15 protein-coding genes are annotated in these 12,643 nt (G+C 66.4%); 7 read left to right on the forward strand and 8 right to left on the reverse strand.

Going from position 1 to position 12,643, the window contains the following annotated elements:
- Nucleotides 1-225: 225 nt before the first annotated feature.
- A complete protein-coding gene (locus ACGFU7_RS08400; RefSeq protein WP_393693592.1) occupies nt 226-1,050 on the reverse strand; it encodes a hypothetical protein in 825 nt (274 codons plus the stop codon).
- Between the two features lie 571 nt (nt 1,051-1,621).
- Between ACGFU7_RS08400 and ACGFU7_RS08405 the strand changes: the two genes are divergently transcribed.
- Together ACGFU7_RS08405 and ACGFU7_RS08410 are read left to right on the forward strand one after the other, a co-directional pair.
- The gene (locus ACGFU7_RS08405) at nt 1,622-1,969 is read left to right on the forward strand and encodes a transcriptional regulator (RefSeq protein ID WP_393693594.1); all 348 of its coding nucleotides are present in this window, start codon (nt 1,622-1,624) and stop codon (nt 1,967-1,969) included.
- Nucleotides 1,966-2,637 (forward strand): nucleotidyl transferase AbiEii/AbiGii toxin family protein, encoded by a 672-nt coding sequence (locus ACGFU7_RS08410; protein ID WP_393693596.1) that lies wholly within the window; start codon nt 1,966-1,968, stop codon nt 2,635-2,637. The genes ACGFU7_RS08405 and ACGFU7_RS08410 overlap by 4 nt, the downstream gene beginning before the upstream one ends.
- A 454-nt stretch (nt 2,638-3,091) precedes the next feature.
- On the opposite strand, the gene ACGFU7_RS08415 is transcribed toward ACGFU7_RS08410, so the two are convergent.
- Together ACGFU7_RS08415 and ACGFU7_RS08420 are read right to left on the reverse strand one after the other, a co-directional pair.
- The gene (locus ACGFU7_RS08415; protein ID WP_393693598.1) at nt 3,092-3,532 is read right to left on the reverse strand and encodes a PIN domain-containing protein; all 441 of its coding nucleotides are present in this window, start codon (nt 3,530-3,532) and stop codon (nt 3,092-3,094) included.
- A 45-nt stretch (nt 3,533-3,577) separates the two neighbouring features.
- Nucleotides 3,578-4,027 (reverse strand): helix-turn-helix domain-containing protein, encoded by a 450-nt coding sequence (locus ACGFU7_RS08420; protein ID WP_393693600.1) that lies wholly within the window; start codon nt 4,025-4,027, stop codon nt 3,578-3,580.
- Between the two features lie 468 nt (nt 4,028-4,495).
- Here ACGFU7_RS08420 and ACGFU7_RS08425 point away from each other — a divergent pair, with 468 nt between their 5' ends.
- The 3 genes from ACGFU7_RS08425 (at nt 4,496) to ACGFU7_RS08435 (ending at nt 6,220) form a co-directional block, all read left to right on the forward strand.
- Nucleotides 4,496-4,711 carry a DUF6243 family protein gene (locus ACGFU7_RS08425; protein WP_266360141.1) on the forward strand — a complete coding sequence of 72 codons (216 nt, stop codon included), beginning with the start codon at nt 4,496-4,498 and terminating at the stop codon, nt 4,709-4,711.
- 493 nt (nt 4,712-5,204) lie between these two features.
- Nucleotides 5,205-5,552: a transcriptional regulator gene (locus ACGFU7_RS08430; protein WP_393693602.1), complete on the forward strand. Its 348-nt coding sequence runs from the start codon at nt 5,205-5,207 to the stop codon at nt 5,550-5,552.
- Nucleotides 5,549-6,220 (forward strand): nucleotidyl transferase AbiEii/AbiGii toxin family protein, encoded by a 672-nt coding sequence (locus tag ACGFU7_RS08435; protein ID WP_393693604.1) that lies wholly within the window; start codon nt 5,549-5,551, stop codon nt 6,218-6,220. The genes ACGFU7_RS08430 and ACGFU7_RS08435 overlap by 4 nt, the downstream gene beginning before the upstream one ends.
- 593 nt (nt 6,221-6,813) lie before the next feature.
- Here ACGFU7_RS08435 and ACGFU7_RS08440 read toward each other — a convergent pair.
- Both ACGFU7_RS08440 and ACGFU7_RS08445 read right to left on the reverse strand, forming a co-directional pair.
- Nucleotides 6,814-6,999, reverse strand: coding sequence for a hypothetical protein (locus tag ACGFU7_RS08440; RefSeq protein WP_393693606.1), 186 nt, complete (start codon nt 6,997-6,999; stop codon nt 6,814-6,816).
- 9 nt (nt 7,000-7,008) lie between these two features.
- Nucleotides 7,009-7,293, reverse strand: coding sequence for a hypothetical protein (locus tag ACGFU7_RS08445; RefSeq protein ID WP_393693608.1), 285 nt, complete (start codon nt 7,291-7,293; stop codon nt 7,009-7,011).
- 10 nt (nt 7,294-7,303) lie between these two features.
- On the opposite strand from ACGFU7_RS08445, the gene ACGFU7_RS08450 reads away from it, so the two are divergent.
- A complete protein-coding gene (locus ACGFU7_RS08450) occupies nt 7,304-9,730 on the forward strand; it encodes a DUF6531 domain-containing protein (RefSeq protein ID WP_393693610.1) in 2,427 nt (808 codons plus the stop codon).
- 698 nt (nt 9,731-10,428) lie between these two features.
- Here the strand turns inward: ACGFU7_RS08450 and ACGFU7_RS08455 are convergent.
- From ACGFU7_RS08455 to ACGFU7_RS08465, 3 genes are read right to left on the reverse strand one after another with little or no spacing between them, the layout of a single operon-like run.
- Nucleotides 10,429-10,998 carry an AAA family ATPase gene (locus ACGFU7_RS08455; protein WP_393693612.1) on the reverse strand — a complete coding sequence of 190 codons (570 nt, stop codon included), beginning with the start codon at nt 10,996-10,998 and terminating at the stop codon, nt 10,429-10,431.
- Nucleotides 10,995-11,480, reverse strand: a complete 486-nt coding sequence (locus tag ACGFU7_RS08460; RefSeq protein WP_393693614.1) for a hypothetical protein — start codon at nt 11,478-11,480, stop codon at nt 10,995-10,997. Before ACGFU7_RS08460 ends, ACGFU7_RS08455 begins: the two co-directional genes overlap by 4 nt.
- Before the next feature lie 9 nt (nt 11,481-11,489).
- Nucleotides 11,490-11,999 (reverse strand): GNAT family N-acetyltransferase, encoded by a 510-nt coding sequence (locus ACGFU7_RS08465; RefSeq protein WP_393693615.1) that lies wholly within the window; start codon nt 11,997-11,999, stop codon nt 11,490-11,492.
- Nucleotides 12,000-12,284: 285 nt separating this feature from the next.
- On the opposite strand from ACGFU7_RS08465, the gene ACGFU7_RS08470 reads away from it, so the two are divergent.
- Nucleotides 12,285-12,641: an SDR family oxidoreductase gene (locus ACGFU7_RS08470; RefSeq protein WP_393693616.1), complete on the forward strand. Its 357-nt coding sequence runs from the start codon at nt 12,285-12,287 to the stop codon at nt 12,639-12,641.
- Nucleotides 12,642-12,643 lie beyond the last annotated feature (2 nt).

Here is a 12,643-nt window from a genome sequence, read left to right on the forward strand (position 1 = left end):
AAACGCTCGGCTGGGAAACCCCAGCCGAGCGCCTGTCTAAACTGCTCGCGGCCTGATCAACCGACCACGTGTTGCAACGACCCCTCGAATTCGCCCATTGCCCGGGGGCCCTTTTGCTGCCCGCCTCATAGACTCCGGGCAACGAGGTCATCCCACACCGCAGCATGTCTCTTTTCAGGTTTGATAGGGCTCTCCTTTGAGTCAAGGGCCGTCTGAAAGTGCCAGTCAGCTGCTGGCTGACCTATTCACGTCCGAGCCAGCGGAGAGGCGAAGAATCTTGTCCCAAATAGCCATAACAGCCACAGCGGCGGCCGTAGCCAGGGCGACGCCGACGGCTGATGAGGCCAGGGCAAATACGATGCCGGCGAGACAGAGGGTGAACGCAGATCCTCGCAACACCTGCTGTCGCCACGCTCTGCGCTCCCGGTGGCTATGCAACAGCTCATCGCCGGATGCGTCACCGGGCGCGAGATCTTGCAGCTGACCGCTGGCGAGGACTTTCAGGATTCTCTCGACTCCGAGCAGAGCACGCTTCGCACCGTCGATGCGATCAAGTTCAACCCCGTCCCGAAGCTCGCGCACGAGGGCAGCGGCTGCTGAAAATCGAGCCACGACCTGGGGCATGGGGTTGCGGCCGTCGGGAAGCGCACGTTGCAGGGCGTATCTCTCCAGCGCAACGGCGAAGTCCTCCAACGCTTGGACTGCCGCGACATGCGGGGAGTTGAAGGGCGATGCTGTCAGAGGCACCTTCCCCTTCACTTCCAGAGGCTTGAGAAGTGCCTCATAGGCCCTACGCACCGTGGCTGTCACAGCCTCGGTTGTCCACCGTTGCATACCTTGGTTCGAGACAAGTGAAGCAATCACGCCAGTGATCAGAATGGGCGTCATGAGGGCCCCGACAGCGAGGGCGTCGCGCCAGGCATGCCAGGCTGTGCTTTCAATGGTTGCTGCAAGAACCAGCCCCGTTGAGAAAGATGTCAAGACAGGGACGATCACCTTTATGCCGAGTGCCCTCCTCGACACCTGGTAGAGGACGTCTTCGCGCTCCAAGTAGTCCAGCGTTGGATAGTCGGGACGTGTCGCCAGGGAGCTGCCGCGGATCTGACGCACCAAGTGAGCGCGACGACGACGTGCACGCACCCGCGCACGAGCCCAGCAGAGCCGCTCCAAGAATGTCCTTTTACCTCGGCGCTGCGACGTTGCCGTCATGGTCAGGGCCCATATTGACGTTGTCCAGGCAACGAAGACGAGCGCCACAAGGTCGGTTTTCGACACACTCTCCCCCTCCAGAAAGTTGTAAGACTCAGCCCCCACCGCGCGCAGCGAACAGTCGGCAGAACTCGATAGAGAGCATGTCAGAGGTGCCGGATCCGGTCGGCCGGCATCGACGCCTCCTCCACAGCCAGTCCAGTGGCCAGACACTCTCGATCGCCGCGGGCGATCTGGGGGTGGGCATCACGTTGGTGCTGGGGCCGAGTTCCACCGCCGATCTCCGAGATAGGCACTGCGGGCAGCGGCGTCTTCGGCCCCGTCGGCGGGGCAACGGGCCGGTGTCCTGCTCGCAGGAGTGATGTCTGCGGTCCGAGCGGCTCATCGTCGGCTCTTCCTGGATAATCGATGCATGGCATCACAGCCTCGCCTCTCCGACCTCCGTCGTGCCAAGTTCGTCCGGCGCCTGCCCGCAGCGCTCTCCGAGCTTGCCGGTCCCAAGCACGGCCCGGTACACCTGCCGCTCCACCTTGCCTGGTCGGGGTTGACCACGTTCGACCTCGACCGGCCCCGGCTACGGATGAGCTACTACCGAATCGTGCTGGCCGAGGGCCGGCACGACGACCTGGTCCAGTACCTCGACCACGACCTTCTCGTCGGCCTGTGGCCCACACTGCGCACACTGGTCAGCCCTGATGTCCGCGAGGTCTGGGAGAGCGCCTTCGGCGAACTGGCCGACAGCGCCCGGGCCGCTGCGTGAACCTCACGGGCCTGCACCCCCGCTTGCTTGCAGACGTGCTTGCCGTAGGTGGCGCCTACCCCCTCGCGCTCACCGGCGGCTACGCGGTCCAGGCACACGGTCTGGTCGACCGGCTCAGCCAGGACCTCGATGTCGCGACGGAGAACCCAGATCCTATGGAGGACATCGCGACCGTCGTGCGCACCGGACTGGAGCAGCGCGGATGGCAGGTGGAATCCCTGGAGACAGATCCGCTGTCCGCACGTCTGATCGTCACCGATCCCGCCAGCCGTGAAGAGTGCGAGGTCGACATCCTCAAGGAAACACTCTGGCGGCCGCCGGTGCGCACCGAGCACGGCTTGGTGCTGTCCCTCGAAGATGTCGTTGGGACCAAGGTCCGCGCACTGGCCGACCGTGGACTCGCCAGGGACCTGATCGACGTGCAGGCCGCTGCGGACCGCTGGAGCCATGTCGAACTCGAAGAGCTCGGACGGCGCCACGCGCGCGACTCCTTCGACCTGAGCGAGCTGCAAGCCCGACTGGGCGGAGCCGACTGGATCGACGACACAGAATTCGCCGCCTACGGGCTCGACGAACAAGCAATCACCGGGCTGCGGCAGTGGGCACAGGCATGGGGCGAGGACATCGGCGAACGGCTCCAGGAGCTGGAAGCTCCGCCCGAAGACTGATGGCCGCATGGAGGCTGGACGCTCGGCAGGATGCGCATCGGGCCGATCAGACCGGCCATGCCCCATCCGTGCCCAGCGGAGCGGACAACAGCGGTCAGGTACGGCTCCCAGGGACCGTAGCCAACCATCCCGTCCAACGGGAAAGCACAGGTCAGAGCACCTTCGGTAGCCCGAGAACCGTTGATTCCCAAGCTCAGAGCGCGAGTTCGATTCTCGTCACCCGCTCCATGAAAGAGCCCCAGGCCAACGGCCGGGGGCTTCTTTGCTGTCTGGTCCGCTTCAGGGGTTCGGCACCACCTTCGCACTACCAGCCCTCGCGTCACCTCATTCGGCGCCCGAGGTGTCCCGTCAGCAGGTCGGCGAAGACGGGTAGGCCGGCCTTCGCGAGACGGGCGACTGCATCAGCGAGGGTGACTGGCGGGTTGCGCTTCTCTCCGACAAGTCTGACTACCGTCTACGCCACCTCGTGCGGCAACTCCTTGTACAGCCCGCACAGGTACGAATCCGGGTCGATCACTCGCACTCCACGCTCGGCCAAATCACCGGCAGGGAAGTCGGCAAGGTTCCACGTGATCAGCGCGTCGGCACCGGCCGCCACCGCTGCCGCCGAGTGATGCCGGTCGTCGGGGTCATCACCCGGCATTTCATCCACGAGGTGCCCGTATACCGCCGCCTCGATCTCGCAGTCGGGGAAGAAACGCCGGACGGCTTGGGCAACTGCGGCAGCCGACTTCGCCGAACGCTTTCCCTCCCGGACGATGACCCGCTCCCACTCCGCGAGCAGCCGTTCGGACCACACGATCTCGTGGATAGCGTCCTCGGTGAGGGCCAGCATCACGTCCATGACCGAGAACGGAAACAGGACGTTGGTGTCCACAAAGACCCGCGCTGCCACGCTCCCCCTCTTCCTTCACTTCGACGGCTACCCGTAACGCCCGGATCAATAGGGCAGATCGACACCCTCCAAGACATCTGCGATCTGGCGCCGCCCCTCTCTGCGGCGCTCACGCTGCCGCTGGAACGCCAGCACGTCCGCAAGGCGGACCACCCGGTGGCTGCTGCCCGGCAGGTTCGTCGAGGGGATGTCGCCGGCATCAAGCAAGCGTGCGACGAACGGCCGAGACAGACCCAGAAGCTCAGCGGTCTCAGCGGGCGACAGCTGCACCTCGGACGCCAAGACCGTCACCGCATGCCCACGGGCAAGCTCACCGGCCGAGGTCAGAAGCAGGCGGACCAGCTCCCCAGGCAGCACGAGTTCGCTGCCATCCCGGGTGCGCACCACCACCTCGACCGCCTCCGGCGCCATCCGAGCAGTCGCCGCGAGCGCGCCCTGGTGCGAGGGATCCGGCTCCACCTTCTCGGCACGGGCAAGAACGCTGGAACGAGCCATGGTCGCCTCCAATCACTGACCCCACCGAACGATTCATCTGAAATAACTGTAACCGGGGGTTCGGTGCGGGCAACCCCAATGGAGACGGGATCTGCCGCGTCCCGCCGGAGCGACTTGCCCTGCTCACCGATCTGCGGGCCATCGACCCGTGGAGGCCCTCCGAACGGATACATGAGCAGCACAGGCAAAGCTGACCGCCCCGGGCGCTCGGCGACCACCGGCGGGTGCTGGCGGGTGCTGGCGGTGCTGAGATTCTCGGAAGGAAACGGCTGGCCCCGGCCGGCGCCGGGGCGGCGAAAGGCTTGGCGTGCGGGGCCGACGGAACCAGGTAACGTCTTTGTCATGTTCTTCCAGACGCCGATTTACGAGTGAGAGTGTGATGGGCCCCTGCTGACGTCCCTCGACGTCGCCGTGCCCGCCCCCCACCGATAAATCCGTAGATCACTTCACATCATTCCGGGAGAACCCATGACCGTGAGCAAGAACATCAACAACCCCGTGGGCATGGGCGGCGGCCAGCGCAAGAGGCTGTCCCGCGCCGAACGGCAGAATAATGGTCCGCACCGCAACCTCGACCGCAAGGGTGCCGCCGACCGGAAGGCGGAGCTGGTGCGCAAGATGCGCGAGAAGGCAGGCGCAGCCGAGGGCGCAGGGCAGACGGGCGACGACACCTCACAGAGCTGACGCACCGCCGCCGCAGGGCGGCACCGCATGGGGGGCAGGGGCCGGACCGCGACGCACGGTCCGGGCCCCTGCTGCCTGCCGTACCGGGGCTCTGCGGCCGTACCGGGCGCGGCCAGTCCCGCTCAGCTCTCGGCCCACCACCCGCGTCTCAGCCGACCACCCGGGGGTGGGCGTGCCACTACGTGCCAGTCAGGGCGGTGAACAGCGGTCAGCAGAGGCCCGAACGAAGCCGCTGCGGCACGCCCCCAGGGGCGCGTTTCCCCAGCTCAGAGGTGGGTAAGCCTACGCGGTACCGGGTGATTCCCAAGCTCAGAGCGCGAGTTCGATTCTCGTCACCCGCTCCATACAAAAGCCCCAGGCCAGCGGCCCGGGGCTTTTCTGTTGGCAGCTTCGCCCCGGGCGGGGTGGCGCCGGTGGGGCCCGTCTCCTGCTCGCAGGAGTGTTGTATGCGGATCAAGCAGCTCGCTGTCGGCTCTTCCTGGATAATCGACGTATGGCATCACAGCCCGGTCTTTCCGATCTCCGTCGTGCGAAGTTCGCCCGGCGCCTACCCGCAGCGCTCTCCGAGCTTGCCGGCCCCGAACACGGCGCAGTGAGTCTGCCGCTCCACCTTGCATGGTCGGGGCTGACCACGTTCGACCTCGACCGTCCTCGGCTGCGGATGAGTTGCTACCGCATCGTCCTGGCCGAGGGCCAGCACGACGACCTGATCCAATACCTCAACCGGGACCTTCTCGTCGGCCTGTGGCCCACACTGCGCACACTGGTCAGCCGTGATGTCCGTGAGGTCTGGGAGAGCGCCTTCGGCGAGCTGGTTCACAGCACCCAGGCCGCTGCGTGAATCTCACGGACCTGCACCGCCGCTTGCTGGCAGACGTGCTCGCTGTGGGCGGCACTTACCCCCTCGCGCTCACCGGCGGCTATGCGGTCCAGGCACACGGCTTGGTCGACCGGCTCAGCCAGGACCTCGATGTCGCAACCGAGAACCCAGATCGTATGGAGGACATCGCTACCGTCGTACGTACCGGACTGGAGCAGCGCGGATGGCGCGTAAGAGCCCTGGAAACAGACCCGCTGTCCGCACGTCTGATCGTCACCGATCCTGCCAGCCGTGAAGAGTGCGAGGTCGACATCCTCAAGGAAGCACTCTGGAGGCCGCCCGTACACACCGAGCACGGCTTGGTGCTGTCCCTCGAAGATGTCGTCGGCACCAAGGTCCGCGCCTTGGCCGACCGTGGACTCGCCAGGGATCTGATCGATGTACAGGCCGCCACGGACCGCTGGAACCCCGTCGAACTCGAAGAGCTCGGACGGCGCCATGCCCGCGACTCCTTCGAACTGAGCGAGCTTCAAGCGCGGCTGGGCGGAGCCGACTGGATCGATGACACGGAATTCGCCGCCTACGGACTCGACGAGGAGGCAATCAACGGGCTGCGGCAGTGGGCACAGACATGGGCCGACGACATCGGGGAACGGCTCCAGGAGCTGGAGACTCCGCACGAGGACTGACGCCCTCACGGATACCGACCGTTCGGCAAGGATGCGATTCGCGACAGGCTGCCCCACCCTGCAATTGCCGTGCCCCATCCGTGCCCTTCGGAGCGGACAACAGCGGCCAAGCACGGCCACCAGAGCCCGCACCATCCCCACCTCTGAGCACCGAACAAGGAGGTCAGCGACCTGCCCACTGAGCAAGCGCCGTTGATTCCCAAGCTCAAAGGGCGAGTTCGATTCTCGTCACCCGCTGCATAGTTTGAAACTCAAAGCCTCAGGCCAACGGCCAGGGGCTTCTTTGTTGTCCGGGCCACATCCGGCACCCCGCACCGGATCCGCACCTGGATGGCGCACCCTTGGCCTCGGCTCGGGCAGCGAACGGCGGCAGCCTCCAGCGGGCCACCTCGACCAGCGGGGCGTCCTCGCAGTCACTCACGGAGGGTGCGGGCTGCCATACGCCCCCACCTCGAAGGCGAGAACCACGGCGTCAAGACGTCAACGCCTTCACGCCGCGGCTGCCCGCCTGTCAGCGCCCGCCGGCCCCGAAAGGTCTTGGTAGCGCTGCCCGGGAATGAGATCCTGTTCGCATCTGCATTCAGTGAACGCAGTTATGTACGGGGGGACTTCACGCTGTGGCCGTAACTGTGCCCGATTGGGCCGACACCCTGCTTGACGTCATCGGCGTCAATTGGCCGAACGTCGATGAAGACGCGTACCGAGACATGGCCGACGCCCTCCGGGAGTTCGCCGAGGACGTAGAAGACGACGGTCACCTTGCCAACCAGCACGTGCAACGTTTGCTCTCATCCGGCCACGGCGAAGCCCTCGATGCACTCAGCGGCCACTGGGGCAAGATCAAGAACAAGCATGTTCAGGACCTGGCCGGCGGCGCTCGCACGATCGCCGGTGCCCTGGACAACGCAGCCACGGCGATCGAGGCCATGAAGTACGCGGCACTTGTCCATCTGGGCGTGCTGGCCGGCAAGGCGGGCATCTCCATGGCCCTGATACCGGTGACCGGCGGGTTGTCCATGCTCATCGGCGGAGGAGCCGATCGCGGTCGCCCAGCAGGCCATCCGCCGGGTCATCAAGGAGTGCTTGGAGGAGGTAGTCAGTTACATCGTCTCCGCTCTGACCGAACCGGCCGTCGCCGCGCTGGAGAGTATGGCCGCGGATCTGGCGATACAGGTCGGCGCCAGCATGCTCGGTCTGCAGGACGGCGTCGACATGAACCAGGTCGGCCAGTCGGGCAAGGAGGGCTTCAACGAAGGAGTGGCGGGCGCCAAGGAGTCCTTCCAGCTCGCTTCGGCCAATGGCCCCGGGACCGCACCCGGCAAGGGCGTGCACATCGAGCACTCGGAGCACGACCGGGCCGGCACCAGCCTGAAGCTGGTCAGTGTCGACGTTCACGGCAAAACGGCGGGCCGGCTGGCCAAGGCCGGGACGCACCATGGTCGAACCCGGGGCAGGGACGATATCGCCGGCGCCCTGGACCCCGTGCTCGACAAGGCGATGAAAGCGCTCGGCAAAGCCAACAAGGCGATGGGCGACCACCTCGGCGAGGAGCTGCCGAAGGCGGTCAAGGAGATATCCGAGGCTCAGAAGAAGATTGATCTGGATATCAAGGACGGGTTTTCCAAGGTGCGCAAGGGCGACGGAGAAACCGTCCCGCGCCCTGGAGCGCGTCGTGACTCCGCTCGCACCAAGGCGGACGCTCTCAAAAGCGCCAAGGACGAGCCGCGCCGTCACAGCATCTCCCTGGGCAAGAAGACCTGTGAGAACGACCCGGTGGACGTCGCCACCGGTGAGATGACCCTGCCGCAGACCGATGTGGCCCTGCCCGGAGTCCTTCCTCTCGTCCTCCGCCGGACACATCTCTCCGACTACCGCTACGGCCAGTGGTTCGGCCGCAGTTGGGCATCCACGCTGGACGAACGGATCGAACTCGACCCACTCGGCGTCGGCGCGGTGTGGTCACGGGAGGACGGTTCACTCCTCGTCTACCCGCGACTGCCGCTGCCCGGAGACGACGACGGCGTCCTGCCGATCGAGGGTGCCCGCCTTGCTCTGGTGTACGGCGGACAGGACAACGGGGAGACCACCTATCGTGTCACCGACCCGTACACGGGCCTGACACGCTCATTCCGTGGCGGCCCGTACAACGCGTCGCCGGCCTACTGGCTCAGAGAGATCGAAGACCGCAACCTCAACCGGATCTCCTTCGCACGCGTCAGCGACGGCAGTCCGACAACGGTCGCCCACTCCGGCGGCTACCGGATCAATCTGGCCGTCGAGGACTCCCGGGTGCGAGAGATGTCCCTGCGTACGCCGGACGGTCCGGTCACCGTCATGCGCTACGACTACGACCCTCTGGGCAACCTCGACGGCGTCGTCAACTCCTCGGGACTGCCGCTGCGTTTCACGTACGACGCGGACGCCCGGGTCACGTCCTGGACCGACCGCAACGACTCCACGTTCCGCTACGTGTACGACGACGCCGGCCGGGTGGTCCGCACGATCGGCCCGGACGGCTACCTGTCGTCCACGTTCGCGTACGACGTCCACCCGGAGACGGGCGACCGTGTCACCCGGTACACGAACTCCCTCGGCGCGACCAAGGTTCACCACTTCAACGACCGGCTCCAGGCGGTCGCGGAGACCGATCCGCTGGGCGGCGTCACCCGCCGCACCTTCGACCGCTACGACCGGCCCCTCTCCCGGACGGATCCGCTCGGCCGGACCACCACGTACACCTACGACGATCACGGAAACCTCACCCGGATCGAGCACCCTGACGGCAGCTCGGCCTCGGTCGAGTACAACGACCTGAACCAGCTCGCCGCCGTCACCGGCCCCGACGGCACCACGTCGCGGCAGGAGTACGACGACCGAGGCAACCCGACACTCTTCACCCGGCCGGACGGGTCCACAACCCGACTCACCCACGGCCCGAAGGGCCAGCTCACCGGTGTCGACGACTCCCTCGGCGCGCTGGACCGGCTGCGCTGCGACGCAGCCGGCCTCCCCCTGGCCACCCGCGGCCCGCTCGGCACAGTCACCCGGTACACCCGCGACGCCTTCGGGCGCGCGGTGAGGATCACCGATCCGCAGGGCCACGTCACCGAGCTGGAATGGACCGTCGAGGGCAGGCTTGCCCGGCGTACGGGGCCGGACGGAGCGCAGCAGTCCTGGGCCTACGACGGCGAGGGCAACTGTCTCGTCCACACCGACGCGGCGGGCGGCGAGACCCGCTTCGAGTACACGCACTTTGATCTGGTCTCCGCACGCACCACACCCGACGGCGTGCGCCAGGAGTTCACGCACGACTCCGAGCTGCGTATTTCCCGTGTCACCAATCCCCAGGGCCTGGCCTGGGACTACACCTACGACTCGGCGGGACGCCTCAGCTCGGAGACCGACTTCGACGGCCGCTCTCTCAGCTATGCGCACGACGCCTGCGGGCATCTCACCTCCCGCACGAACGCTCTGGGCCAGACGATCCGCTACACAGACACCACGGGCTGAGGCGTTCGGGAGATCCCACCCCTGTTCCGTGAAGTGGTGGAACGCAGATGGTCCATCACGGCCGTCGGTGGGCGTGCGCTCACCGACCTTCGCCCGGAGGTTCCTGGCCTCCACCCCGGCCAGCTCGCAGAAGAGACGAAGATCAACGGGAGGAGAATGACCGACTATGACCTCCCCGCCGGAAAGCGCAGGAGGAGTTCGGCGATACCCAAGTGAAGGCATACGTCTCCCTCTCCTTCGCCGATACCGACGAGGGACTCCTCACTTCGAACATCACCTTCTGCACCCCACTTCCTGATGCTCGCCCCTATATCCCGCTCCTGGAGGACGTACGGGATGCTGTAGTCGCGGAAATCTCTGCGGAGGGTTGCTCGGCATGGTCGCTACCATGGCGCTTGACCTCCTGCTCGTGCCCCATCCGTGCCCAGCGGAACGGTCAGCAGCGGTGAACAAGGACACCGAGAGACCTTGACGGAAGGGCGTCCGGAACTACGTGTCACCAGGCCAGAGGGCATACGGCCACCGTCAGGACCGTTGATTCCCAAGCTCAGAGCGCGAGTTCGATTCTCGTCACCCGCTCCATGATGAAGGCCCTAGCCAGCGGCCGGGGGCTTCTTTGTTGTCTAGAACTCTCACGCCTTGCCTTGCCCACCACGTGCAACTCGCACACCTGCAAGATCTGCTCACCCCAGGGCAGCTCAAGGCAGGCAGAACGTGAATCGCCGGGCGGCTTCCGCAGGCGTGACCCCTTGCCCCCGACCGGGGACGTCGTACACGAAGGCAGCGCCTTCCACGCGCAGCCGGGCACTGTTCGCATCCCGCCTCATGATGGCGGCGTAAGCGCTGACGTCCGCAGCAGAGACGTCGTTCCTCTCCCGCTCCTCGTTCTGTCTGAGAAGGTCCGCCTCGTCCTGGGGGAAGCGCAGCACGGTCACCGGTGCACCGAATCGTTCAGCGATGGCCACCAGGCGTGCGCGTGCCTGGAGTGTGACGTTCGTCGATTCGGCGACCGCGATGCGGCCCGCAGCGAGTCTGTCGGTGATCCGACGGTCACGCTCGTCGAAGACCCGCGCATCAACCGTGTCGGAGGCGGCATCCACCGCCTCGCCCCCGTAGAACTCCGTACGGATTTCGTCACTGGAGACAACGGCTTCCGGGTCGAGACTCCCCTGAGCGACCAGCTCACGGACGAAGGCGGTCTTGCCCGAGGCCGGCGGTCCGACGAGTACGACGAGTCCTGCGGGGATCACCGTCGGTTCGGAGCTCATGGCGCCTGGCCTGACGGGGAGGACAGGCTTGCGCGGGCTGCGGTCATGAAGGCGGCCTTGTGCTCCTCCAAGTGCTCGTTGACCTCGGTGTCGCCGATCTCGCGCCATACCGCTTGGTTGAGCGCGCGACCATACGCATGGACAGAGGCGTGCAGGTCCGGATCACAGAGCAGCACGAGGTGCCGTTCAGCGACCCAGAGTGTGGTCATGGTGGCGCCAGCAGATCCACTCCAGCCGTCGTCACCGCCCCATGAATCAGGGCGGTTGTAGGCCGCTCGTTCGGCCTCCTGGGCGCATGCGATGAATTCCTTGATCGCCTGCAGCTGTTCGGCCCGGCGCGCCTCGCCGGTGGCCGCCCTCAGCCGTCGTTCCTCGGCCCGCTCCGCGGACCGCTGGGTGACACGCTGGGAGAGGGCCGTCAGCCCGCCGCCGAGCGCGACACCCGTAAGCGAGAGGACCGAAGTCCACACCTCCAAGGCCACGCTGTCCCCCTAAGACAAGTCCTTGCGCATCAGCGTGCACATGGTCTCGTACCGGCGCAGCGAACCATCCGGCGCCTCCACGTCCCAGGCGTCCGGCCGGCTGCCGTAGGCCACGTACCCCAGGCGTTCGTACAGCACCCGGGCGCGTGGATTGCTCTCCTCCACCCCGAGTTCCGCATGCCGCAGACCACGTGACCTGATGCGGTCCTCCGCGGCGCGGATGAGCGCGGTGCCCAGACCGCACGACTGGAGGGCCGGGAGCACCCCGAGCTGCCACAGCGTGCCGGCACCGACCGCGACCTGATAGTCGACGCCACCGATCGCCACCGGAAGACCCACCGGAGTACAGACCGCCAGGTAGTCCACCTCCCCAGCCGCTGCACGCTCCAACTCACGTGCCACCTGAACCAGATGGGTCGCCGAGCCGGACCATGCACAGGCCGACAGATCAGCGGGCGTCAGATCACGGACAAGGACACGGACGACGACCTCGGCCGCCCCGGGCGGCAAGAGACTCATGCACCCATCCCAGCACTTCGAAGAAGATCCGCACAGTGGATTTCGGCGCAGGGCACGAGCCCCGAACGGCGCGTGCCACTACGTGCCAGTCAGGGCGGTCAACAGCGACCTTCCGCAGACCCCGGCAGCACCCGCGAGAAGCACATCATCGCAGGTCACAGCCTTCTGTTGGCTCAGGTGTCGGGTGATTCCCAAGCTCAGAGCGCGAGTTCGATTCTCGTCACCCGCTCTTCCAAGAGGGCCCAGGTCGGCGACCTGGGCCCTCTTCATTGTCTAGACCTCTCTATGCGCCGCGCACCACCTCCGCACCACCTGACCCCTTCTGCGGCTGCTCGCGCGCCTTCTCGCGGGAGGCTTGTACCATCCGCTCCAGCCCGCCGGCCACCTCCTTCTGCCGCTCGTGATCGGAGTGCTGGCCGGGGCGGTCGACCGGCTCTTCGGACCGATCTGACCGCCGGTTACACCGCCATCCCGGAGGTGGTCGCCGGGCTGGAGGCCATCACCGCGCTCGGCCGGATCGGCGAACCGGAGGACGTCGCCGACGTGGTGGGGTTCCTGGCAGGCACGCAGGGCCGGTGGGTGACCGGTCGGACCATCGACGTCTCGGGCGTTACCTACCTCGGGCCCCTGGCCACCGCGTGATC

The sequence above is a fragment of the Streptomyces sp. NPDC048473 genome (assembly GCF_043200155.1).
Lineage (GTDB): Bacteria > Actinomycetota > Actinomycetes > Streptomycetales > Streptomycetaceae > Streptomyces.